26 protein-coding genes and 2 other annotated features are annotated in these 24,539 nt (G+C 38.6%); of the genes, 25 read left to right on the top strand and 1 reads right to left on the bottom strand.

The window, feature by feature from the left end; translation table 11 throughout:
* The first annotated feature begins 116 nt into the window (after positions 1 to 116).
* From J5J05_RS06310 to J5J05_RS06265, 10 genes are all read left to right on the top strand, one after another.
* Positions 117 to 653: a dCTP deaminase/dUTPase family protein gene (locus tag J5J05_RS06310; protein WP_208559837.1), complete on the top strand. Its 537-nt coding sequence runs from the start codon at positions 117 to 119 to the stop codon at positions 651 to 653.
* Positions 654 to 815: 162 nt separating this feature from the next.
* On the top strand, positions 816 to 2,186 hold the full coding sequence (gene radA / locus J5J05_RS06305; RefSeq protein ID WP_208559836.1) for a DNA repair protein RadA: 1,371 nt from the start codon (positions 816 to 818) through the stop codon (positions 2,184 to 2,186).
* Positions 2,187 to 2,204: 18 nt separating this feature from the next.
* Positions 2,205 to 3,317 carry a PIN/TRAM domain-containing protein gene (locus tag J5J05_RS06300; RefSeq protein ID WP_208559833.1) on the top strand — a complete coding sequence of 371 codons (1,113 nt, stop codon included), beginning with the start codon at positions 2,205 to 2,207 and terminating at the stop codon, positions 3,315 to 3,317.
* On the top strand, positions 3,314 to 4,006 hold the full coding sequence (gene ispD / locus J5J05_RS06295) for a 2-C-methyl-D-erythritol 4-phosphate cytidylyltransferase (RefSeq protein WP_208559831.1): 693 nt from the start codon (positions 3,314 to 3,316) through the stop codon (positions 4,004 to 4,006). The genes J5J05_RS06300 and ispD overlap by 4 nt, the downstream gene beginning before the upstream one ends.
* 138 nt (positions 4,007 to 4,144) lie before the next feature.
* Positions 4,145 to 5,617: a glutamate--tRNA ligase gene (gene gltX, locus J5J05_RS06290; protein ID WP_208559830.1), complete on the top strand. Its 1,473-nt coding sequence runs from the start codon at positions 4,145 to 4,147 to the stop codon at positions 5,615 to 5,617.
* A 9-nt stretch (positions 5,618 to 5,626) separates the two neighbouring features.
* Positions 5,627 to 5,855, top strand: a binding site (T-box leader).
* Between the two features lie 73 nt (positions 5,856 to 5,928).
* On the top strand, positions 5,929 to 7,350 hold the full coding sequence (gene cysS / locus J5J05_RS06285; protein ID WP_208559828.1) for a cysteine--tRNA ligase: 1,422 nt from the start codon (positions 5,929 to 5,931) through the stop codon (positions 7,348 to 7,350).
* Entirely contained in the window at positions 7,347 to 7,751 is a 405-nt protein-coding gene (locus J5J05_RS06280; protein WP_425270348.1) for a Mini-ribonuclease 3, read from the top strand. The genes cysS and J5J05_RS06280 overlap by 4 nt, the downstream gene beginning before the upstream one ends.
* 202 nt (positions 7,752 to 7,953) lie before the next feature.
* On the top strand, positions 7,954 to 8,679 hold the full coding sequence (gene rlmB, locus J5J05_RS06275) for a 23S rRNA (guanosine(2251)-2'-O)-methyltransferase RlmB (RefSeq protein ID WP_208559850.1): 726 nt from the start codon (positions 7,954 to 7,956) through the stop codon (positions 8,677 to 8,679).
* A gap of 31 nt (positions 8,680 to 8,710) precedes the next feature.
* The gene (locus tag J5J05_RS06270; protein ID WP_208559824.1) at positions 8,711 to 9,265 is read left to right on the top strand and encodes an NYN domain-containing protein; all 555 of its coding nucleotides are present in this window, start codon (positions 8,711 to 8,713) and stop codon (positions 9,263 to 9,265) included.
* A 255-nt stretch (positions 9,266 to 9,520) separates the two neighbouring features.
* Complete coding sequence (locus tag J5J05_RS06265) at positions 9,521 to 10,141, top strand: RNA polymerase sigma factor (protein ID WP_208559823.1); 621 nt, start codon at positions 9,521 to 9,523, stop codon at positions 10,139 to 10,141.
* A gap of 95 nt (positions 10,142 to 10,236) precedes the next feature.
* Here the strand turns inward: J5J05_RS06265 and J5J05_RS06260 are convergent, their stop codons facing one another.
* Positions 10,237 to 10,761: a Gx transporter family protein gene (locus J5J05_RS06260; RefSeq protein WP_208559821.1), complete on the bottom strand. Its 525-nt coding sequence runs from the start codon at positions 10,759 to 10,761 to the stop codon at positions 10,237 to 10,239.
* Between the two features lie 299 nt (positions 10,762 to 11,060).
* Here J5J05_RS06260 and rpmG point away from each other — a divergent pair, with 299 nt between their 5' ends.
* From rpmG to J5J05_RS06185, 15 genes are all read left to right on the top strand, one after another.
* Positions 11,061 to 11,210, top strand: a complete 150-nt coding sequence (gene rpmG, locus J5J05_RS06255; protein WP_208559849.1) for a 50S ribosomal protein L33 — start codon at positions 11,061 to 11,063, stop codon at positions 11,208 to 11,210.
* A 42-nt stretch (positions 11,211 to 11,252) separates the two neighbouring features.
* Positions 11,253 to 11,429, top strand: a complete 177-nt coding sequence (gene secE / locus J5J05_RS06250; RefSeq protein ID WP_208559820.1) for a preprotein translocase subunit SecE — start codon at positions 11,253 to 11,255, stop codon at positions 11,427 to 11,429.
* A 172-nt stretch (positions 11,430 to 11,601) separates the two neighbouring features.
* Positions 11,602 to 12,156, top strand: coding sequence for a transcription termination/antitermination protein NusG (nusG, locus tag J5J05_RS06245; protein ID WP_208559818.1), 555 nt, complete (start codon positions 11,602 to 11,604; stop codon positions 12,154 to 12,156).
* Positions 12,157 to 12,312: 156 nt separating this feature from the next.
* Complete coding sequence (gene rplK, locus J5J05_RS06240; protein WP_208559816.1) at positions 12,313 to 12,738, top strand: 50S ribosomal protein L11; 426 nt, start codon at positions 12,313 to 12,315, stop codon at positions 12,736 to 12,738.
* A 146-nt stretch (positions 12,739 to 12,884) separates the two neighbouring features.
* Entirely contained in the window at positions 12,885 to 13,580 is a 696-nt protein-coding gene (gene rplA / locus J5J05_RS06235; RefSeq protein ID WP_208559815.1) for a 50S ribosomal protein L1, read from the top strand.
* A 134-nt stretch (positions 13,581 to 13,714) separates the two neighbouring features.
* Positions 13,715 to 13,851 (top strand) — a sequence feature (ribosomal protein L10 leader region).
* Positions 13,852 to 13,880: 29 nt separating this feature from the next.
* Positions 13,881 to 14,390 carry a 50S ribosomal protein L10 gene (rplJ, locus tag J5J05_RS06230; RefSeq protein ID WP_208559814.1) on the top strand — a complete coding sequence of 170 codons (510 nt, stop codon included), beginning with the start codon at positions 13,881 to 13,883 and terminating at the stop codon, positions 14,388 to 14,390.
* A gap of 93 nt (positions 14,391 to 14,483) precedes the next feature.
* Positions 14,484 to 14,849 (top strand): 50S ribosomal protein L7/L12, encoded by a 366-nt coding sequence (rplL, locus tag J5J05_RS06225; RefSeq protein WP_208559813.1) that lies wholly within the window; start codon positions 14,484 to 14,486, stop codon positions 14,847 to 14,849.
* A 265-nt stretch (positions 14,850 to 15,114) separates the two neighbouring features.
* Complete coding sequence (locus J5J05_RS06220) at positions 15,115 to 16,299, top strand: FtsW/RodA/SpoVE family cell cycle protein (protein WP_208559812.1); 1,185 nt, start codon at positions 15,115 to 15,117, stop codon at positions 16,297 to 16,299.
* Between the two features lie 85 nt (positions 16,300 to 16,384).
* Complete coding sequence (locus tag J5J05_RS06215) at positions 16,385 to 17,572, top strand: FtsW/RodA/SpoVE family cell cycle protein (protein WP_208559811.1); 1,188 nt, start codon at positions 16,385 to 16,387, stop codon at positions 17,570 to 17,572.
* A 31-nt stretch (positions 17,573 to 17,603) separates the two neighbouring features.
* Positions 17,604 to 18,764 carry an FtsW/RodA/SpoVE family cell cycle protein gene (locus tag J5J05_RS06210; RefSeq protein WP_208559810.1) on the top strand — a complete coding sequence of 387 codons (1,161 nt, stop codon included), beginning with the start codon at positions 17,604 to 17,606 and terminating at the stop codon, positions 18,762 to 18,764.
* A gap of 42 nt (positions 18,765 to 18,806) precedes the next feature.
* On the top strand, positions 18,807 to 19,970 hold the full coding sequence (locus tag J5J05_RS06205) for an FtsW/RodA/SpoVE family cell cycle protein (RefSeq protein WP_208559809.1): 1,164 nt from the start codon (positions 18,807 to 18,809) through the stop codon (positions 19,968 to 19,970).
* A gap of 90 nt (positions 19,971 to 20,060) precedes the next feature.
* Positions 20,061 to 20,549 carry an LURP-one-related/scramblase family protein gene (locus J5J05_RS06200; protein ID WP_208559807.1) on the top strand — a complete coding sequence of 163 codons (489 nt, stop codon included), beginning with the start codon at positions 20,061 to 20,063 and terminating at the stop codon, positions 20,547 to 20,549.
* Between the two features lie 311 nt (positions 20,550 to 20,860).
* A complete protein-coding gene (locus tag J5J05_RS06195; RefSeq protein ID WP_208559806.1) occupies positions 20,861 to 22,153 on the top strand; it encodes a uracil-xanthine permease family protein in 1,293 nt (430 codons plus the stop codon).
* Between the two features lie 208 nt (positions 22,154 to 22,361).
* Positions 22,362 to 23,726, top strand: coding sequence for a class II fumarate hydratase (gene fumC, locus J5J05_RS06190; RefSeq protein WP_208559804.1), 1,365 nt, complete (start codon positions 22,362 to 22,364; stop codon positions 23,724 to 23,726).
* A 6-nt stretch (positions 23,727 to 23,732) separates the two neighbouring features.
* Complete coding sequence (locus J5J05_RS06185; RefSeq protein WP_208559802.1) at positions 23,733 to 24,344, top strand: class I SAM-dependent methyltransferase; 612 nt, start codon at positions 23,733 to 23,735, stop codon at positions 24,342 to 24,344.
* The last annotated feature ends 195 nt before the right edge of the window (positions 24,345 to 24,539 follow it).

Below are 24,539 nucleotides of genomic sequence, written 5' to 3'. Positions count from 1 at the left end.
CATTTCAAAATGAACGAGTAGTGGAATAGTAGACGGTTTCACGTTAAATAGAGGTTTTAAGGGTGCACTTTTTCGTGTAGAATAAGAACATATGAGTTTAGAGGAGAATAATAAATATGAGTGAACGTGTTCGTGGATTTGAAGTAGTATCTAAATACAGTGAGGAAACGATTGAATTGCCCAATAGAGCGACTAGAGGATCGGCTGGTTATGATTTGAAGGCTGCGAAAGATATTGTCGTGCCTTCGATTTGGAAAGCTTTATTAGCAAATCAAGGATTAGCGAATTTAATGCAAGGTAATCCAGTTGAAGAAGATAACAAATCCTTTTTATCTTCTACTTTAGTACCAACAGGAATCAAAGCATATATGCCTGAACAAGAATATTTGCTACTTGCTAATCGTTCGAGTAATCCGATGAAAAAGCAGTTAGCTCTTCCGAACGGTATTGGTGTCATTGATGCAGATTACTACAACAATCCAAACAACGAAGGAGAAATTTTTGTTCAATTGATCAACTATGGCTTCGATGATGTACAGGTTAAAAAGGGCGATCGTATTGCGCAAGGGATTTTCACGCCTTATGAAGTGGTAGATAATGAAGTGAGCGACTTCCAGACCAGAGTCGGTGGATTTGGATCTTCTGGAGAGTAAACGAACTAGAATCGCTCAATGAGAAAAAAATCAGAACGTTATATGTATATAGTGTGAAGTTAACTCGTTTATTACAGGTATATGGTATAATGGAAAAATCAGTTATTAATTGGAAAAAGACTGAATTATCCATATAAATCATAAGTAAAAGGGGTAAGCTGATTGGCAAAAAAGAAAGCATCAGTATTTGTTTGTCAGCAATGCGGGTATGAGTCACCAAAGTATCTAGGAAAGTGCCCAAGTTGTGGAACGTGGAATCAAATGGTAGAAGAAAAGATTCCAGATAAAACAGATAGTCGAAGTCGCGTGTCTCTGAGTGGTAAAGCTTCGAAAGCAGAAGCCATTACTGATATTACAATTGAAAAAGAAGAACGTGTAAAAACAAAACTAGTAGAATTTAATAGAGTGCTTGGTGGCGGTGTCGTACCGGGTTCTTTAGTGTTGATTGGTGGAGATCCTGGGATTGGGAAATCTACATTGCTTCTGCAAGTTTCTGCGCAGTTAAACAATGGCGGTGGAACTGTTCTATACGTATCTGGAGAAGAAAGTGCTAGTCAAATCAAAATGCGTGCAGAACGTCTGGAACTTCGTGGAACGGATTTTTATCTTTATGCAGAAACTGATTTGAGCTTAATTCAAGAAACGATTGAACAGATTAAACCAGATTATGTTATCATTGACTCGATTCAAACCATGCATCATCCAAACATTGATAGTGCTTCTGGAAGTGTCTCCCAAGTAAGGGAATCGACGGCTACCTTGATGCAGCTAGCAAAAATGAATAATATTGCAATTTTTATTGTTGGACACGTCACAAAAGAAGGTAATATTGCCGGACCAAGAATGTTGGAGCATATGGTTGATACGGTGCTTTACTTCGAAGGTGAGCGTCACCATACTTTCCGGATTTTAAGAGCCGTTAAAAACCGATTCGGTTCAACGAATGAGATTGGTATATTCGAGATGAGAAACGGAGGACTTGAAGAAGTCTTAAATCCTTCTCAATTATTTTTAGAAGAAAGACTTTCAGGCGCAACAGGATCATCGGTAGTTGCTGCAATGGAAGGTACAAGACCTATATTGGTTGAGATTCAGTCATTAATATCGCCAACAGTATTTGGAAATGCGAAACGTACAGCTAGTGGGTTAGATTACTCTAGAGTATCTTTGATCATGGCCGTTTTGGAAAAAAGAGCAGGTTTACTCTTACAAAATCAAGATGCCTATTTAAAAGCTGCTGGTGGTGTGAAGTTGGATGAACCTGCGATTGATCTTTCAATCGCCGTCAGTATTGCGTCTAGTTATAAAGAAAAAGAAACGCGTGCAACGGATTGTTTTATTGGTGAAATCGGTCTGACTGGAGAGGTCAGGAGAGTCTCTAAGATTGAACAGCGTGTTAATGAAGCTGCGAAACTTGGTTTTAAGCGATTATTTGTACCCAAGAACAATTTGGAAGGATGGACGTTTCCCGAAGGAATCGAAATTATTGGATGCGCGACTGTTTCGGAAGTCATAAAAAAAGCATTCACTTAGTATTGAAAGGAGGATTTGATGATTACTAATTTAATTATATTAACAATGGTTTTGATCGGAGGAAGTTTAGGATTTAACTTTTTTCCGAATCTAATGGAGCAGATTGATGGTGTACCTGTCTGGACAGCAAATCCTATTCTTGGACTTATTCTTGGGGCGGGAATCTTTTACATTTTATCTTCTCAGGTCATTAAGCCAATTGAAAAATCGATTAAGAAGATTGAGAAATTTTTTAATGAGCAGAGTGTATCTTACCTGATTTTTGGTAGCTTAGGTGCGATTCTTGGACTTATTCTTGCAATATTAGCTAGTATTCCCTTAGCGGCCTTAAGTTTGGGTGCATTGAGTGATGTTGTTCCGCTTATTTTAGCAGTTATTCTTGCCTATATTTTCTTTCAATTTGCTACATCCAGACGAGAAGAAATTCGCCGTTTATTTACTTCTAGAGCGCAAAGACAAGAAGAAAATGGTGTCTTAGAGAGAAAAGAAGGCGATTCTTTTAGACGGTACAAGGTACTTGATACCAGTACGATTATTGATGGTCGGATATTAGATGTTACAAAAGCAGGATTTTTAGAAGGTACTTTTGTCATTTCTCAACACGTATTGCAAGAATTGCAGTATATCGCTGATTCTTCAGATAGCTTGAAAAGAGTGAGAGGAAGAAGAGGGTTAGATATTCTCAATGCCTTACAAAAGGAAGAAAAAATTGAAGTGAAAATGGATGATAGTCCATTGCCAGAATCAGATGAAGTAGACATGAAGCTTGTTCATTTAGCCAAAAAAATGGATGGTGTCGTCGTAACAAATGATTATAATTTGAATAAAGTTGCTGAATTTCAAAAAGTTCCAGTATTAAATATCAATGAACTAGCGAATGCTGTTAAACCGGTCGTTATACCTGGAGAAAATATGAGAGTCATGATCGTCAAAAACGGGACCGAAAGAAGCCAAGGTGTCGCTTATTTAGATGATGGTACAATGGTTGTTGTCGAAGAAGGACAACACTACATGAATAAATCTGTCAATGTGATCGTCACAAGTGCATTACAGACAAATGCTGGTCGTATGATTTTTGCGAAAATGGAACACAGTCAAAAAGCAATCGACGATGGGAAGGAATCGAAGTGAGAGAATCCTATGAAGTGATTTTGTTAGGAGCGGGGTCTGGCAAACGTTTTGGAGCCACTACAAACAAAGTCGTAGTAGAGCTGAATAATCGTCCTATGTATGATTACGCATTGAAGCTTTTTATCGAAGATGCACGCTGCGAACATATTCTGTTTGTTGTCCAAGATGAAGATCAAGTACTGATTAAAGAGCAGATCGATAAAGGTTATGGCAGTCTGCCTTCAAAACTATCTTTTATTCAAGGAGGATCTGAGCGGCAATACAGCGTAAAAAATGCCTTAGCAGCACTTCGTTTTCCTAAAGATGGCTATTTACTGGTTCATGATGCCGCACGTCCGTTTGTCGATCAAGATATGATTGACCAGTTATTCGAAGCAGTTAAAGAGGAAGATGCAGTTTTATTTGCAGTACCAGCTAAAGATACAATCAAGGTCGTTCGAAATGGCGAAGTTCATCAGACACTACATCGTCCGGTTATCTGGCAAGTACAGACGCCACAAGCCTATAAAAGTGAATTATTGATTCGAGCTTATGAGCAAGCTTTTCAAGAAGAATATCTTGGAAATGAAGAAGGCGAACTGGTGGAACGATTGAATCATCCAGTGAAAGCGATAGAGGGTAAAGATCGTAATTTCAAGATTACTTCTGTAACTGATTTTGAAATTGCAGCGGCATTAATGAGACGGTAAAAATGAAAAATGAGTGTTTAAAAAGTAAAATTGTAAAAAGCTAGCGGGTTTTAGCTTGAGAATGTAGCATTTTTGTCTTAATCATGTTAAGTTTTAAAGAAGGAATAGCTAGTAGAGCGTTTAAAAAGGAGAATTTAAATGGATAAAAAAGTTCGTGTAAGATATGCGCCGAGTCCAACAGGTCATCTGCATATTGGAAATGCGCGTACAGCGCTATTTAATTATTTGTTTGCTCGTCACCATGGTGGAGAAATGATCATCAGAATTGAAGATACTGACAGCAAGCGTAATGTAACAAATGGAGAACAAAGTCAGTTAGATAACTTGAAATGGTTAGGAATCGACTGGGATGAAAGTGCAGATGTTGGTGGACCTTATGCACCTTACCGTCAATCTGAACGTAAAGATATCTATGATCCACTAATTGATCAATTACTAGCTAGTAATCAAGCTTATAAATGCTACTGTACATCAGAAGAATTAGAAGCTGAACGTGAAGCACAACGTGCACGTGGAGAAATGCCGCATTACAGTGGTAAATGTGCGAATCTTTCACCAAGTGAACAAAAAGCCAAAGAAGATGAAGGTATTGTACCCGTTGTACGTCTGCGTGTACCTAAGGGTAGTACCTATACATTTGAAGATATGGTTAAAGGCGAAATCACATTTGAATCAGATTCAGTCGGAGGAGACTGGGTTATTCGTAAACGTGATGGGATGCCAACCTATAACTTTGCTGTAGCCGTGGATGATCACTATATGGAAATCTCTCATGTGTTAAGAGGGGATGACCATATTGCGAATACGCCGAAACAAATGATGGTCTACGAAGCCTTTAACTGGGAAGCGCCGATCTTTGGGCATATGACATTGATCATAAACAGTGAAACAGGTAAAAAGTTGAGTAAGCGTGATGAAACGATTCTACAGTTTATTGAACAGTATCGTGAATTAGGTTATATGCCTGAAGCACTTTTCAACTTCATTACATTGCTTGGATGGTCTCCGGTGGGAGAAGATGAATTGTTCTCTCGTCAAGAATTTATTGACATGTTCGATCACCAACGTCTAGGGACTTCTCCAGCTGCGTTTGACTCTAAGAAGTTAGAGTGGATCAGCAACCAGTATCTTAAACAAGAAGACTTAGATGAAGTGACAATGAAAGCTGTCCCTCATTTAGTAAAAGCAGGCTACTTGGAAGAAAATCCAACACCTGAGAAAAGTGAGTGGGTTAAAAAACTCGTTGGCCTTTATCACGAACAAATGAGCTATGCTGCTGAGATTACAGATTTAGCAACATTATTTTTCGAAGAAGATATCGAGTGGGATGATGAATCAAAAGAAGTTCTCCAAGGAGAATCAGTGCCACAAGTACTGGAAGCATTCATTGAGCAGTTAAAAACGGTTGAACCTTTTGAAGCAGCTGAAATTAAGAAAGCAATCAAAGCTGTTCAAAAAGAAACAGGTATAAAAGGTAAAAATTTATTTATGCCGATTCGCGTTGCAGCAACTGGGCAACAACACGGTCCACAATTAAACGATGCAATCGAATTACTTGGTAGAGATCGCTCAATCGAACACCTTGAAAAAGCAAAACAACTATTATCATAATTGATACAGCCAAATATGAAGACAAGAAAAGTAGCTTGAATATCGGTATACAGAAAGCCTGAGTAGATGCGAACAGGTAACGGATGTTCAAGTGAAGTGCCTCTTTGAATTAAGTCACTGAACCGAAAGGATTAAGTAGGTGACTTCGTTTTATCTCCGTTAAAAGATAGAAAGGGAAAGTACTGAATCAAGGAGTCTTTCTGAAAAAAAGTGGAACCACGTATTTGGCGTCTTTTATAGAAGCTGAATGCGTGGTTTTTTGTTAGACTGAATAAAAAAAGAGAGTCGCGAAGTTGGGAGGAGTTTTATAGATGATTGAAGTATATAACACGCTGTCAAACCAGAAAGAACGCTTTGAACCACTTGAACAAGGAAAAGTGAGTATGTACGTATGTGGTCCAACTGTCTACAACTATATCCACATAGGAAATGCCCGAAGCACGGTGGCCTTCGATACGATTAGACGATATTTTGAATATAGAGGATACGAGGTAAACTACGTATCCAACTTTACAGATGTAGATGATAAGATTATCAAAGCGGCTGAAGAGTTGAAATTGACTGCTCCAGAAGTTGCAGACCGATTTATTTCGGCTTATTACGAAGACACTGAAGCACTTCATGTAAAGAGAGCTACACATGCACCGAGAGTGATGGATAATATTCAGGAAATCATTCAATTTATCGAAGTGCTGATTGAAAAAGGTTTTGCCTATCAGGCAGATGGAGATGTTTACTACCGTACGAGAAAGTTTGAAGGTTATGGAAAATTAAGCGGTATTTCCGTAGATGATTTAGAGTCTGGTGCAAGTAATCGGTTGGAGGCATCGGAAAATAGTAAAAAAGAAGATCCTTTAGACTTCGCGCTTTGGAAATCTGCTAAAGGAGAAGAAATTAGTTGGACTACTCCTTGGGGTGAGGGACGACCAGGGTGGCATATTGAATGCTCGGTGATGGCTACGAAATATCTTGGAGATACGATTGATATTCATGCAGGGGGACAAGATTTGACTTTCCCGCATCATGAAAATGAAATCGCCCAATCTGAAGCGAAAACAGGAGAGCCATTCGCAAAATACTGGCTGCATAACGGTTTCGTAACAATGGGCGAAGAGAAAATGAGTAAGTCACTTGGTAACTTTGTACTCGTGCATGACTTGAAAAAGGTACATGATCCACAAGTGTTACGTTTCTTCTTATCGACGGTACATTACCGCCATCCAATCAGTTATACGGATGAAACAATTCAAGAAGCCAAAACAAATTTGACTAAGATTCAAACAGCTTATGCAAATGCCAGTCATCGCGTTGAGCTTGCTGCAGCATCTTTAGCTGATGATGAAGCACACATTCAGCAATGGAAAGAACGAGTCGCACAATTTGAAAAACATATGGACGACGATTTCCAAGCACAAAACGGCATCACTGACGTTTATGAAATGGTTCGTAGCTTAAACCTTTATTTAAATAACGACGAGGTTTCTAAAGTTGTACTTCATTATGCGATTGAGCAACTGGCAATGATTATGGGGATTTTCGGTATACAATTAGAGTTAGTGATCGATAAGGAATTGCTTGATGAAGAAGTCGAAGGGCTGATAGAAGAAAGAACGCAAGCAAGAAAGAATCGTGATTTTGCAAGAGCTGATGAAATCAGAGATCTTTTACAAGAAAAGGGTATTGTGCTAGAAGATACACCACAAGGGATTCGCTGGAAAAGGAAGGACATCTGATGAAACCTAAGGATGCAGAACTTCTAAATGGGTTGGCACTTGCTTACATGGGAGATGCGGCCTACGAGCAGCTGGTGAGAGAACATCTATTGACGAATGGTCAAACCAAACCTAACCAGTTGCATCGATTAGCAACGAACTATGTATCAGCTAAAGCACAGGCTTGGTTGATTGATGCCTTACTAGAAGAAGAGCTATTGACTAGTGAGGAAATAGATTACTACAAACGTGGACGCAACGCTAAAAGTTATTCTAAAGCAAAAAATACAGATGGCTCAACATATAATAAATCTTCTGGATTTGAAGCGGTCATGGGCTATCTTTATCTGACAAAACAAGAAGACCGCTTGCACGAACTGATCGGTCTGTGTATTTCGAAAGTAGACAAGACATTGGCCTAGGCGCTTTGTCTTGAAAGGAGGAAATGATTTGAGTAAACGAGACGGTAGAAGACCTGACCGAAATCGGTCAGATAAGAATAGACCAAAGCGTAATCAATCAGACAAATTCAATAAAAATGCGACTGAACGTAAGCCAAGTAGAATTAAAGAAAAAATAGCGTCTAAACCAGAAGTCGTCGAACAAGATATCGCACAAGATGAAATGGTTATTGGAAGAATTCCAGCGCTAGAAACGATCAAATCAGATCGTGATATCAATAAAATCTTCGTTCAAGAAGGTTTATCTGGTGGTAAGTTGAAAGAAATCCAAGAAGAAGCGAAAAAACGTAAAATTCAAGTGAGCTTTGTGCCTAAAAGTAAATTAGATTTATTGAGTGACGGAGAGAATCATCAAGGGGTGCTGGTTGCAGCAAGTCCAGTAGCTTACGCAGAGATAGATAATCTCTTTGCAGCGGCTAAAGCCAAGGGAGAAGAACCCTTTTTCCTATTATTAGACGGGATTGAAGATCCGCATAATTTAGGTTCAATCATGAGAACCGCAGATGCAGCAGGAGTACATGGAATCATTATTCCGAAGCGTCGCGCAGTGGGATTGACTTCAACAGTAGCGAAAGCTTCTACTGGTGCGATTGAGTATGTGCCAGTTGTCCGTGTAACGAATCTCGTACAGACCATTGAAGAGTTGAAAGAACGTGGACTTTGGATTTTTGGAACGGATATGGATGGTAAAGATTATAGAAGATGGGAAGTTTCAGCGCCTATTGGACTCGTTATAGGTAACGAAGGTAAAGGTCTTTCTCGACTTGTCAAAGAAAAAGTCGATGAGACTTTGATGATTCCAATGACGGGTCATGTACAAAGCCTGAATGCCAGTGTCGCATCCAGTCTCTTGATGTACGAAGTCTTCCGTAAACGTAACGCGCTATAATGAGTAGACTTTTAAAGAAAGGAGGCGCACGATGAAAAAAGACCTGCTATATGTAGATGGGTATAATATGATCGGGGCTTGGCCTGAACTGGTAAAGTTGAAAAAGATTGACAAAATGGCGGATGCGAGAGACCAGCTCCTTCACGAATTAAGTAATTATGCTAAATATCAAGGTGTTGAGATCAGAATCGTTTTCGATGCACAGTTGGTTCCGGGGATTCAACAGCGATATGATAAATATGACGTCGTCGTTATTTTTACAAATGAAGGTGAAACTGCAGATAGTTATATTGAACGATCCGTTGGAGAAGAAAACTTGTTGATCACCAATGTAACAGTCGCGACATCTGATCTTGCAGAGCAGTGGATCGTCTTTCAAAGAGGTGCAGCCAGGACATCTGCCATAGAGCTGTATAAAGAAATCAATCGAATCAAAAGGAATATAGCTTTAGATGCTACCCTATATGAAATGCAGCAATATCGGCGCAACTCCCCTTTAAAAGAAGAAGACGAACAACGGCTAAAAGCTTTTTATCAGCAGTTGATTAAAAGTGACTCGTCCAAGACAGACGAGGATAGTAAGTGAATTTGAATAAAATGTGAACAGAAATCTCTTTGAAAAGGGGTTTCTTTTTTTTGAAATAAATAATGAAAACAAAAAAGAAAAAGTGATTTCTGAAAACCCTCAAATAGTTTCATGATGCGTTTTCCAGAATTAAGTTAAATTTCTCTGAAAAATGCAATTTTTTAAGTGAAATATTCGGAAAATCTGGCAGTATAATAGGTATGGATACATGTGTTATTTAACACCTATGCATATAAAAGAAAGGGGAATCTAAGCATGACTGAACAAAAGAAAGTAGGGAATGATAGAAGGAGAAAACAAGAAGAACATATTAACGAAACACTGATTTTTATGTTCCAGCATGATATTGAAGATACATTTGAAATCCTCTATAAGCGATGTGAGTCGCTTTTATGGAGAGCGGTATATAAAAACTGGCAATGTTTTGAGCGCAGTCGAGAAGATTTATGGCAAGAAGCAAGCTTGTGTTTTGTATGTGTAACTAAAAAATATAAACGTGATAAAAAGATGTGTTTTAGTCAATTTGTTTCACTAAGTTTGGATAACCATTTCAGTAGTTTAAGGAGAATGAAGTTTGCGAAAAAAAGAAAGGCTGATTCTAATGCAATATCACTAGACCATCTCTGTGAACAGAAAGGTATCTATGTGATGGGCATAGCAAAAGATAGTTCGCCGCTGGATGCGTTACTCATCGAAGAAACAATGCAAGAATTTCAAAAACATCTATCTGCATTCGAAAAGAAGGTTGTGATGCTTTTTGCTAAAGGATATAGTTACGACAGCATTGCTGAGCATTTGGATTGTTCCAGAGAGAAAGTAATGAATGCAAAACATAGATGTACACAGAAATATAAGTCATTATTTCTCGATAAATAAAACAGCGTAAAATCAGTCGTACTTAACGTTTTTATATGAACCCACGAAAAAATCCGTAAACTCATGATAAGTTGAGCTTGCGGATTTTTGATTTATTAACTAGATTGATTTTTGAAACGGCGAATAATAGACGTCTTTTCCATTAAAAAGTTAGCGGCTATACCGATAGCAATACCCGAAAGGATTCCCATGAATGATAATACTGGTAAATAAAGTAATACTGTCCACGTTTGTGCGATAAAGCTAGCAACAAGCAATTGCCCGAGGTTATGTAAAATGCCACCTGTTGCACTAACGCCGATGATACTAACTTTATCGCCGCCGACCGTTTTAACGAAGACCATGCCAATATAACTGAGAATAGCTCCAGCGGCACTATATAAAAGAGTGGAAATCGTTCCACCGAGCAAGGTTGTCATGATCAAGCGCATGCCAACGACTTTGGTGCTATCTTTAAATGGCAATGTATAGATCGCTACAATGGTAATAAGATTGGCAATTCCTAATTTAGCACCTGGTGCAAATGCAAAAGGGAAAGGAATACTACGCTCAATCAGTCCTAAAATCACCGCTTGTGCGGAAAGCAAAGAAATATAAATTAATTTTTGAGTCTTGGTCATAACAAACGTCCTTTACCTGTGAGTTCCTGTACAGCTATTGTGCCACAGATGGGCAAACTCTTCTATATATAAACGAAAATAAAGATAACTGGTTTGCAAACATGTGAACAAAAGTTTTTTAGTAGCGGGTAACATCTAAAGGAAAGGATGGATAGCCAAGCACAATTAAGAAAATCAAATCGTGCTAGACTGAACTAGTGGTTGACTATGTTATTGATAAACAGTATTATTTAGATTGGTACGCAATGTATTTGCGTAAGCATGTCGATGGGGATAAAAGAAACGAGGAACTGTATAAAATGAAAAATAAAATTGTCTTAGCCTGTACTGAGTGCGGATCTAGAAATTATTCTAAAAATGGCGGCTCGAAGGTTCGTACAGAACGCCTAGAAGTAAATAAATATTGTAGCTACTGCTCAAAACATACCTTGCATAGAGAAACAAAGTAAAAGTAATTCAAGTCAACCAAAGTAGTAAAGGAGGAAACACCGATGAGTAAAATCAAAAAGTTTTTCGGAGAAGTAAAGTATGAATTGAAAGAAACTACTTGGCCGACAAGCAAAGAAATGCGCAAAAACACATTAACTGTCTTTGGAGTTGTGGCATTTTTCAGCGTTTTCTTTTTTGGAGTAGATTCAATCATTAGTTTTTTATTGAATTTGATCTAAAAACAGTTGAACCACTGAATGAAATAGATTATCATTGATTTAAGTGATATAATACGAATATATTAAAAGACACGACAAAAAACCTTCTCACTCACCAATGCCGTAGAAGGTTTTTTATTATGGTTCGAAACAATTGTAGAATGAAAAGAAAACGAATAAAAAGGAGAACAATATGTCAGAAGTAGAATTATCAAAAGCATGGTATGTATTGCATACTTACTCAGGTTACGAAAATAAGGTGAAACAAAATTTAGAATCCAGAGCAAACAGTATGGGAATGGAACACAATATCTTACAAGTGTTGATTCCAGAAGAGCAAACATATGAAGAGAAAGATGGAGAAACAAAAGTTTCGACACACAAAACATTCCCAGGTTACGTACTAGTTGAAATGATCATGTCAGATGATGCATGGTATATCGTACGTAACACTCCAGGTGTAACGGGGTTTGTTGGTTCACACGGAGCCGGAAGTAAGCCATCACCTTTATTGCCAGAAGAAGTCGATCAAATTTTACGTAGCATGGGCATTAATCCACGTAAAGTAAATATTGATGTAGAGATTGGTGAACGTGTTAAAATCATCAATGGTGCATTTGCAGGCATGGAAGGCACAATCACAGAAATTGAATCTGATAAAGGTAAAGTGAAGGCACTTGTTGAAATGTTCGGGCGTGAAACAAATGCTGAACTAGACTATGATCAGATTTCACAGCTCAAAGACTAGTTCAAGTTTAGCCTTGACAGTAAAACAGTGAAGGACTATAATATGTCAGTACGCCCAATATGCAGTACGCATATTTCGCATGCGAAGAATTAGGTGGGAGAGGAAAACTATAACCTCATTTAACCACTCGCGAAACAAATCAAGGAGGTATGTCTCGTGGCAAAGAAAGTCGTAAACGTAGTCAAATTGCAAATTCCTGCAGGGAAAGCTAATCCAGCTCCTCCAGTAGGACCAGCATTAGGACAAGCACAAGTAAATATTATGGGATTCTGTAAAGAGTTCAACGCTCGTACTGCAGACCAAGCAGGAATGATCATTCCAGTTGTTATCTCAGTATACGAAGACCGTTCATTTACATTCATCACTAAAACACCACCAGCTGCAGTATTGCTTAAAAAAGCTGCCGGCGTTGAGTCTGGTTCTGGCGAACCAAACACTAAAAAAGTGGCTTCTGTAACAAGTGAACAAGTTAGAGGAATTGCTGAAACAAAAATGGAAGACTTAAACGCAGCATCTGTAGAAGCTGCTATGCGTATGGTCGAAGGTACAGCTCGTAGCATGGGCTTCACTGTTGAAGGTTAATTAAAAACCGACAACTCTAAGCTCTTGCTGTCTCCGGGTATCTCGTACACTTTCCAGATACTTTTAACAAAGCATCTGGAAAAGTCGGATGATGGAGAACAAGTGGGAGGTTAAGCCGTTAATACCACAACAAGGAGGAAATAATCATGGCGAAGAAAAGTAAAAAGTTTTTAGCTGCTCTGGAAAAAGTCAACAGAGAACAATTGTATGACGCTTCTGCAGCACTAGAATTAGTTAAAGAAATCGACTACGCTGGATTTGATGCATCTGTTGAAGTTGCATATCGTCTAGGAGTAGACCCTAAACAAGCTGATCAACAAATTCGTGGCGCAATGGTATTGCCACACGGAACAGGTAAAACATCAACAGTCATTGTTTTCGCAAAAGGAGATCAAGCAAAAGCAGCACAAGAAGCTGGAGCAGATTTCGTTGGCGATAGCGATTTAGTTGAAAAAGTACAAGGTGGATGGTTCGACTTCGACGTAGTTGTTGCAGCGCCTGACATGATGGCCGAAGTTGGTAAACTAGGACGTGTTCTAGGACCCAAAGGTCTAATGCCTAACCCTAAAACTGGTACTGTAACACCTGACGTAGCAAAAGCTGTTAACGATATCAAAGCTGGACAAGTAACTTATCGTGTAGACCGTCAGTCAAATATCCACGTTCCAATCGGAAAAGTGTCATTTGACTTGAACAAACTACAAGAAAACCTTGTTGCTATTCACGAAACAATCGTTAAAGCAAAACCTGCTAGCTCAAAAGGTGTTTACATTAAAAATATGGCTGTAGCAAGTACTTTTGGCCCTGGTGTCAAAATAGACCAGTCTTCAGTTTCTAAATAATTTTAATTTAAACCCTAAAAAATTCAATTAATTCTTGACCTGCAGAGTCTAGCTTGCTATACTTGTGCAGGTTAAGCAATTAACTGAACATTGATGAATATAAGTAAAGTGAATCTGTTTTTCATTTCGATTAACAGGAAAGCTGAATTATACCGAAGACAGTATGTGGCGAAAGCCTTAAATACCATACCGAGGATAATTGTGATGATAACTTACGTTAAACACACAATCCCTCTTCGTCTGCGGAGATATGGGGTTTTTTTATTGCCCTTTTACAATCGATCAGGAGGTGAAACATCAATGAGCAAAGCAAATATTCTAGCACAAAAAGAAGAAATGGTTCAAGACATTACTAAAAAATTCCAAGACGCAGCTGCAGTAGTCGTAGTAGATTACCGTGGATTAACAGTTGAACAAGTAACTGAGTTACGTAAACAACTACGCGATTCTGGTATCGAAATGCGTGTCTTGAAAAACACAATGTTACGTCGTGCAGCAGTAGCAGCGAATTTGGACGGATTAGATGACGTCTTCAAAGGACCTACAGCCGTAGCCTTCAGTAACGAAGAAGTAGTAGCGCCTGCAAAAATCATTGCAGAATTTGCTAAAGATGCGGAAGCTTTAGAAATTAAAGGTGGCGTATTGGAAGGTAAAGTAGCAAGTGTTGAAGAAATCAACAAAATTGCGAAACTACCAAGCCGCGACGGTTTACTTTCTATGCTACTATCTGTACTACAAGCACCAGTTCGAAACACTGCCTTGGCAATCAAAGCAGTTGCAGAGAAAAAAGAAGAAGAGGAAGCAGCGTAAGCGCACGTTCTGTTATGGAACAACCGATTCTACAGTTTTACTGGCACTACCAATTAACTAAAAACACAACTATCATACTGGAGGAAATATAAAATGGCATTAGATATCGAAAAAATCATTGCTGACTTAAAAGAGTCTACAATCGTTGAATTGAACGACTTAGTTAGCGCAATCGAAGAAGAATTTGGCGTTGAAGCTGCAGCACCAGTTGCAGCAGCAGGAGCAGGAGCTGCAGAAGCTGCTGAACAAACTGAATTTACAGTTGAACTAGCAAGTGCTGGATCTGCTAAAATCAAAGTAATCAAAGCTGTACGTGAAGCTACTGGTCTTGGCTTGAAAGAAGCTAAAGCATTAGTTGATGGCGCTCCTTCAGCAATCAAAGAAGGCGTTTCTAAAGACGAAGCTGAAGAACTTAAAGCTAAAATCGAAGAAGCTGGCGGTTCTGTAGAAGTTAAGTAATTAACTTTTCAGGCGTTTGCTGAATCACTAAACGAGCACCGCTACACTGGTCATTTTATGGTCAGTGTAGCGGTGCTTTTTTTTTATAATTTGAAATTATTAAGAAATCTTTGTTTTTCTGTGGCTATTTTGTGCTAAATGCTCGGCATGTCTATTAATGATGAAATGAATCTGTTAAAATGTTTTTTTGAAGAGTGAAATGTTAGTGACGCAATTAAGGTCAGATGCCCACCAGAATCCGTAACGTAAAAAGGAGTAAAATTGAATGAATGAAGACAAACAAACCAATCGTATAGATTATGGGATCATACTGAGTGTCATGTTATTGGCACTATTTAGTATAGCCATGATCTACTCAACCACAAGTTTGATAAATAATACAGGTATTCGCCAGACGATTATGCATACAGCATGGTATGGCTTGGGTGCAATCGCTATTGCGGTCATTATGCAGTTTGATTCTGAACAAATTTGGAAGATGACCAATTATCTATATGTTATTGGAATTTTGCTACTGATAGTGACGTTCATTTTTTATGATCGAACTTTATTTGAAAAGACAGGTGGGAAGTCTTGGATTAGACTTCCAGGGATTGGAACGATTCAGCCCGCCGAATTTGCTAAAATCTCCTTTATCTTGATTCTGGCAAAAGTAGTGACGAAACATAATAGTTACTTTCCAACGCATGAATATCGTAGTGATTTTATCTTGCTTGGGAAAATCGCTTTATATGCCGTTCCATATTTAGTGTTGGTCCTCAACGATTTAGGAACATCTTTAGTATATATGGCTATATTGGTCGGGGTCGTCTTGCTCTCGGGTGTTAAATGGCAGATTATTCTACCAACATTTTTAGTAGTCACTACACTCGGAGTTGGGTTGGTATTACTCGTTGTATATAATAGAGAATTTTTAATACAACTTGGATTTAGTAATTATCAATTTGCGCGTATCGATACGTGGTTAAATCCCTATCAAGATACTTCTGGGGCCTCTTATCAAATTACGAGGGTATTCTTAGCGATTGGATCTGGAGGGGTCTTTGGTAAAGGGTTTGGTGTATCAGATGTTCCGATCCCTGTTAGAGAATCAGATATGATCTTTTCCACCGTTGGGGAGAACTTTGGTTTCATCGGAGGAGCGTTCCTCATTCTTCTTTATTTCGTATTGATTTATCAAATGGTGAAAATCGTTTATGATACAAAAAATGAATTTTATGCGTACATTGCAACCGGTATTATTATGATGATTGCGTTTCACGTGTTGGAAAATATTGGAATGAGCGTCGGGTTGTTACCGATGACTGGGATTCCATTACCTTTTATTTCTCAAGGAGGATCAGCTTTGCTTGGAAATATGATGGCGATTGGACTGATTATGTCTATGCGTTATCATCACAAGTCTTATTTCTTCTCGGGTGAGTCTGAAACATTCCACGCTGGTTCATAAACTGAATAGAACAATAGCCGGCTAGTAAAATAAGCCGGCTTTCATTCAATAAAATATTTTAAAGAGTGAAAAAGGAGCCGAAAAAATGAAGAACAACGACTCCCGTCGAATTGATTACGGTATTGTTTTGATGATTATGCTGTTAGCGCTATTTAGCGTAACGACTATTTATTCAACCACTGTACTGATGCAAGGAGATTCACTTAAACACACAGTTATGCAAGTACTTTGGTATATCTTGGGTGTTATCACAGTGGTCATTATCATGCAATTTGATTCAGAAAAAATGTGGCGTATGACCACGTACCTTTATATTATCGGGCTGGTGGTTTTACTGCTTACCGTATTATTTTACGATAGACACCTTCATCTACTAACGGGTGGTAAAAGGTGGGTGAGACTCGGACCGCTTGGAACGATGCAACCCTCCGAATTTGTTAAAATCCCTTATATTTTGATGCTCTCAAAAGTAGTGACGCTTCATAACAGTCGTACACTTTTGAAGTCGGTTCAAACGGATGCCGTGTTGCTCGTTAAATTGCTTTTCTTTTCATTGATACCGATTACGCTTGTTTTTATGCAAAATGATTTGGGAACAGCATTAGTGTATATTGCGATCGCGATTGGCATCACGTTGCTTTCTGGGATTACATGGAAAATTTTAGTACCGATATTTTTGCTGCTCTCCATTTTCGGTGGAACCTTGATTGTTCTCGTCACTTATAATAGAGATTTATTGATGCGGCTTGGCTTTCAGGGATATCAGTTCGCAAGGATCGATACATGGTTGAATCCGCATGAAGGGTCAACAGATGCTACTTTCCAAGTTCTTCAGGCATTTAAAGCGATAGGATCTGGTGGTGTTTTTGGTAAGGGCCTGGGTGTGTCAGACGTTTATGTTCCGGTTAGAGAATCGGATATGATTTTTTCTACTATAGGAGAAAACTTCGGGTTTATTGGTTCTTCAATATTGATTTTTATCTATTTTATGCTTATTTATTACATGGTTAGGATTATTTATGACACAAAAAATGAATTTTATGCTTATATCGCAACGGGTGTCATCATGATGATCGTGTTCCACGTCCTTGAGAATATCGGGATGAATACAGGTTTATTACCGATGACAGGTATTCCTCTTCCATTTATTTCTCAAGGAGGATCTGCTTTGATTGGTAACATGATGGGGATCGGTGTTATGATGTCTATGCGGTTTCATCACAAGTCTTATATGTTTTCAGGAGATGATAAAAGCTTTCACGCTGATTCTTGAAAGCTTAAGAAAGCGGTGAAATGAAGTGTTAATGGAACGAATGAAACTGGTAGATAAATGCCTAATGATTCCTTTCTTAATTCTATCGTTATTCAGTATTGTGATGGTTTACAGCGCAAGTAGCTATACAGCGCTAAGACTTCATGATAATCCAGCTTACTACATGAATAGACAGTTTGTTTTCGTAGCGATTGGATTAATTGCAGCTTTTGCAGGGTTTCTTATGCCATTTCGCTTATTGAAAAGTAAGAAAATCATCCTGTCAGCGGTTATTTTTATGCTCTTGATGTTAAGTGTTTTGCTTATATTTGGACGAGAAGTTTACGGTGCTAAGAGGTGGCTGGAAATCGGATCTTTCAATCTTCAGCCGGCTGAACTGGCTAAACTAGTGACTATCTGGTACTTTTCTTATATACTTTCGAGAAAACAGCATCTCATTACAGAACGATTTATCCATAGTATTGTAGCACCATGTGTGCTCGTAGGGCTTTTGATTGTCTTAATTTTTATTCAGCCAGATACCGGATCTTCTCTAATCATTTTAGCAATTGGTTCGGTCATGATTTTAGCAAGTGGAGTGTCCGTTTATCTAGGCATTACCTTTGGAGTTTTTGGTTTATTACTTTTGACAAGCGTTCTTGGGCTAATCAGAACTTTCGGAGACCAACTATTTTTCTTGAAAGATTATCAGTATAAAAGGTTTCTAGCTTTTTGGAAACCATTCGAATTAGCTGATGGTCCGGGTCTGCAGTTAGTGCATTCTTACTATGCGCTAAGCCGAGGTGGCATATGGGGTGTGGGTATAGGGAAGAGCATTCAAAAAACGGGGTATTTACCCTTTGCTCATACCGATTTTATAGTGTCCATTATTGGAGAAGAATTTGGCCTTATAGGTATATTGTGTTTATTAAGTTTGTTTCTGATGCTTGTTACCAGCGTTTACTTGATTGGCATACGAACGAACGATTGTTTTGATGCTTTACTCTGTATCGGCATTGGGACGATGCTGTTGATTCAATCAATGATCAATTTAGGCGGAGTAGTCGGGTTGATGCCGATATCGGGAATGACGTTTCCATTTATTAGTTACGGTGGATCGAGTATGATCATTTTATCTTTCTCGATAGGATTGGTTGCGAATGTTTCTGCAAGAAGTAATAAACAAAGAAAATTAAGTCGTAAAGAGCGGTAAAATATTTTTTAAGGAAGTATAGAGAGAGGAAGTGAATGGACGATGTTTAAAGAAAGAATAAGAAATATGGATAAATATTTAGTGATTCCTTTCTTGATCTTAGCGCTATTTAGTATCGTGATGGTATACAGTGCCAGTAGTTATATGGGGTTGAAAGATTATGATAATCCACAATATTATCTGGTTAGGCAAACAGCTTATGTGGTAGGTGGTCTCCTTTTCGCCGTAATCGGTGCATTTTTTCCGTTTCGCTTATTGAAGAAAAAGAAAGTAGTCATTATCGGTATTATACTGACGATTGTATCCTTAGTGATTTTATTAATTTTTGGACGGGAAATTAACGGTGCAAAGAGTTGGATTGAGTTACCATTTTTCAATGTTCAACCGGCTGAAATTGCTAAAGCAACATGTATCTGGTACTTGGCTTACATATTGTCCAAGAAACAAAAAGTTATTGCAGATGACTTTTTGAATTCGATCATGGCACCGAGCTTGCTGATTGGATTGGTTGTAGCCCTGATTATGATCCAACCCGATACTGGGGCAGCTGTCGTTATTGTGACGATCAGTGCGATTATGATTTTTGCTAGTGGCGTTTCCGCTAAGGTGGGCTTAACGTTGAGTACGATCGGGACAGTGTTAGTTGTGGGTGTTTTAGAGCTCGTGAAACATTTTGGAGAGCATTTACCGTTTATGAGACCTTATCAGTATCAGCGTTTCTTAGCTTTTTGGGATCCGTTTGCTCTGGCTGATGGTGCAGGCTTGCAGTTGGTTCAATCGTATTATGCCTTGAGTCGTGGTGGTTTGTTTGGAGTCGGTATCGGAAACAGTGTCCAAAAAACGGGCTATTTACCTGAACCCTATACAGATTTTATTTTATCTATAACGGGTGAAGAGTTGGGTCTTGTAGGTGTTTTGGTCGTTCTTGGTTTGTTTACCTTTATGATTTCGCGAATCTATTTAGTGGGTATCCGCTCTAAAAAAAGTTTCGAATCGTTATTATGCATCGGTATCGGAACAATGTTTCTTATTCAAGCCTTGATTAATATTGGTGGTGTGATTGGTTTAATGCCAATATCTGGAATGACTTTCCCGTTACTCAGTTATGGTGGGTCTAGTATGTTGATATTGTCCGGCTCAATTGGAATCGTTGCGAATATATCTGCCAGAGACAACATTGAGAGAAAAAAAGCGAAGCTTAATTAAATGAAAGGTCTGTCTTCAAGCCGAGGATCGACCTTTCTATTTTTTTACTTTATAATAGCAATAATCAAATAACAGTCAGGAGGAGATTTTATGAAGTATTATATCAAGCAGAAGGTTTTTTCATTCAGAGACCAGTTTTCAGTACGTGATGATTCAGAACGCATGTTGTACCGAGTGGAAGGTAAAGTGCTGAGTCTAGGCAGTAAGTTACATATATATAATACTTATGACGAAGAAATAATCTATATTGAGCAGAAACTATTAAGATTCCTACCAGAATATGACCTGTATCAAAATGGCGAAAAAGTAGCAACAGTCAAAAAAGACTTTAATTTCTTTAAGAATAATTACGCTATTATTGGACCAGATTGGGATGTGGAAGGCTCTTTTATGGCGCATAATTATGTCATTAAACAAAATGGATCAGTCATCGCAGCGATTAACAAAGAATGGCTATCTTGGGGAGACACCTATGCAATCGATATTCTTGATAAGGAACAGACAGAACTTCTGCTAGGTGTGGTCATCGTGATCGACTGTGTGCTCTCTGCAGCTCGAAAAAATAATGGTGCTTCATAAGATTATCTGGACGTGATATAAATTTATTTCTTGCAACAGTCACAATAAATTGCTACAATAACAAAAGCAAAACACCTTTAAATTTTATCCAGTGAGGTAAAAAAGGATGGAAAAGCTTTATATTATTACATGCCTTCTAAACAAAGGGTGAGTGAGAATTTCTGAAAAAGGAAAGTGATCACTTGAACCACTGTGTAGAAAAAGCAAGTAATCCCATCTGTTTAAACGAGGTCCTTTTGCTTATGGCAAAGGGTATTTTTTTTGCAAAAAATTGGAAATAGCTAGTCAAATAAAGGAAGGAACGATAACAGATGGCAGTAGAAAAACAAACATTAATTCTTGACGTGGAGGATAAACCGGCTTTAGCTACAGGGTTGTTCTTGAGTCTTCAACATGTATTTGCAATGTTCGGGGCAACGATTTTAGTACCGATCCTCTTAGGGTTACCAGTATCCGTAGCGTTACTAGCAAGTGGAGTCGGCACATTGATTTACCAAATTGCAACGAAGGCAAAAGTACCTGTTTATCTTGGTTCTTCTTTTGCATATATTGCAGCGATGCAAGTAGCGATTGAACAAATGGGTGGCGACATCAGTGCGGCGCAGACAGGTATTGTAATGGTCGGTTTGGTATACATACTGATTGCGGCTTTAGTAAAAGTCATCGGGACAGGCTGGATTGATCGCTTGCTTCCGCCTATCGTTATTGGACCAATGATCATGGTTATCGGCTTGGGCTTAGCAAGCAATGCCGTTTCTAATGCAGGATTAGTAGCAGATTCCGATTGGAGAACGATCGTTGTAGCTATAGCAACTTTCCTCATTACAGCTTTTATCAATACAAAAGCAAAAGGCTTCTTTAAAATTATTCCTTTTTTAACAGGAATTATCTTTGGTTATATCATTGCCATTTTACTTGGGCTTGTCGACTTCGCACCGATTATAGAAGCGAGATGGTTAGCGATGCCAGAAATTTACTTGCCGTTTGAAAATAGTATGTTCGATTCTTATACATTTTACTTTGGTCCTGAAACGTGGGCAATCTTGCCAATCGTTTTAGTGACTGTCGCAGAACATATTGGCGATCATACAGTACTTGGGAAAATCGTTGGACGTCCGTTCCTGAAAAATCCGGGTCTTTCAAGAACCTTGATTGGAGATGGTGCAGCAACGGCAGTTTCAGCATTCTTTGGTGGACCGGCAAACACGACTTATGGAGAAAATACAGGGGTCATTGGGATGACGAGAATTGCTTCCGTATCGGTTATCCGTAATGCCGCGTTTATAGCGATCGGTCTTAGTTTCTTTGGGAAATTTACTGCACTAATTTCAACAATTCCAAATGCTGTTTTAGGTGGCATGTCTATCTTGCTGTATGGTGTTATTGCAAGTAATGGGCTAAAAGTTATGATTGAAGACAAAGTAGATTTCAACCAGTCAAGAAACTTGATTATTGCTAGTTCCATGCTAGTTATCGGCCTTGGTGGTGCAGTATTGGATTTTGCTGGTATCGTTACTTTATCTGGAACAGCGCTCAGTGCGATGACAGGTATTATCTTGAATTTGATTTTGCCACATGAAGAAGCGTTTGAAGCAGAAATTTAAACGCCGTTAAATAATGATAAACCAATAAAAGAGATGCGCAGGCATCTCTTTTATTTTTTATAGAAACCTAAGAATAATTTTTGATATTTTTTAATATTCTAGTAGAATATAAAGTGACGCAGAAAATGGTAGCTTATTAGCGTAGGATATAAAGAGCGTATTTAATAAAAAAGCAAACTAATCGATAAATGAGAAAGTGTGTAAATGGATGGAACGAAGAACAGAAACAGATGCAATGGGAATGGTGCAAATTGATGCTGCTAAAAAATGGGGCGCACAAACGCAAAGAAGTCTAGAAAATTTTCCAATCGGTAAAGAAAAAATGCCAATTGAATTGATACAGGCTTTTGGTCTTGTAAAAAAAGCAGCTGCTTTAACGAATGCTGAACTAGGTTTGTTGGATAAAAATAAAGCTGAACATATTTCAGAAATTTGTGATGAACTATTGTGGGGTATGTTAAACGAAGAATTCCCGCTGTCTGTTTGGCAGACCGGTAGTGGAACGCAAACAAATATGAATTTAAATGAAGTCATCGCGCACATCGTTAATGAAAAAAGAGAGACTGATCTTGTACATCCTAATGATGATGTCAATAAGAGTCAGAGTTCAAACGATACATTTCCGACAGCGATGCAAGTAGCAGTCGTGTTAAAAACAAATGAACGGCTGTTACCTGTACTTTCAAAAGTGAAATCGACACTCACCGTTTTAGCTGAAACGTATAAAGATACCATTAAAGTAGGTCGGACGCACCTGCAAGATGCGACCCCATTAACCTTTGGTCAAGAGATCAGTGGGTGGATTGGTATGATTGAACAGAACGAAAAGATGATCATCGATTCTATGGAACGCATGTATGATCTTCCACTTGGTGGAACAGCAGTCGGAACGGGCTTGAATATGGAACCAACTTTTTCTGAAAAAGCGATTCAAAAAATCTCACGTTGGACGAATGAGCCTTTCACGCAAAAAGATAACAAGTTTCACGGCCTTTCAAGTAAGGACAGTTTTGTCTTTTTCCATGGCGCACTAAAAGCGTTAGCGGCAAATGCCATGAAAATGGCTAACGATATCCGTTGGCTAGCAAGTGGACCGCGCGCAGGTTTTTCTGAAATTACGATTCCTGCCAATGAACCAGGCAGCTCCATCATGCCTGGGAAAGTTAATCCGACTCAAGTAGAAGCATTGACGATGGTTTGTGTTCAAGTCATGGGAAATGATACTACTGTCGGTATAGCAGCATCGCAGGGTAATTTTGAATTAAACGTATATATGCCGGTTATTATTTATAATACGATACAGTCGATTACCTTGTTAGCAGATGGGCTGGAAAGTTTTGATGAACGTTGTCTGAAAGGCTTGACCGCTAATGAGGAGCGAATGCGTGCGTACGTTGAACAGTCTTTAATGCTCGTTACAGCTATTGCACCTGTGGTTGGTTATGACCAAGCGAGTCGATTTGCTAAACAAGCATACGAAGAAAATAAAACATTAAAAGATGTCGTGATGGCTTCAGGAGTCATGAATGAACAAGACTTCGATGACTACACAGACCCTAGAAAGATGGTATAACTTATCATGAGCGATCATTACTATACGAATAACCCCCATTCGAAAAGTGAACAAAAATCATGGAAGACAACGCTTAGAGCGTTCGATTTTACATTTCATACTGACGCTGGTGTGTTTTCGAAAGAAAAAGTCGACTATGGTTCTCAAGTATTATTAGAAGCAATCGATTTGAAGATGTACCCGGAAGGCCCTTTGCTGGATGTAGGTTGTGGCTATGGACCAATCGGGTTGACGTTGGCAAAACTCGATCCTAATAGAACCGTTGAAATGGTTGATGTCAACGAGCGGGCGCTTGCCCTTGCCGAGAAAAACGCGCAAACGAACCAAGTGACGAATGTGTCGATCCATCCATCTTCTCTCTACGAGAACGTTACAGAAACAGCCTTTGCTGGAATCGTTTCGAATCCACCGATTAGAGCGGGGAAAAAAACAGTACACGCTGTACTTGAACAAGCCATTCATTACTTGAAAGACGAGGGTTATCTAGTCATTGTTATTCAGAGGAAGCAAGGTGCCCCAAGTGCCAAAAAGAAAATGGAAGAAGTCTTCGGAAATGTTGAGCGAATTTCATTGGATGGTGGCTATTGGATATTAAGATCGCAGAAAGTAGCCGATTAATAAGGTATGTAAATATAAAAGATAGAAGGATGTCTAAAGTATGAAAATAGGCTTGACACCCTTCTATTTGTCGTGTAAACTAAGTAGACGCTAAACAATGTATGAAAATGGAATTTTGTGCGAAATATTGTCCGTACAAGGTTTTGAATGCTAAACAAAAGAACGTGAGAATGAAATCTATCGATTCTTCACATA

The sequence above is a fragment of the Marinilactibacillus kalidii genome, from assembly GCF_017599325.1.
Lineage (GTDB): Bacteria > Bacillota > Bacilli > Lactobacillales > Carnobacteriaceae_A > Marinilactibacillus > Marinilactibacillus kalidii.
This window is presented reverse-complemented; position numbering and strand designations above follow the sequence as displayed.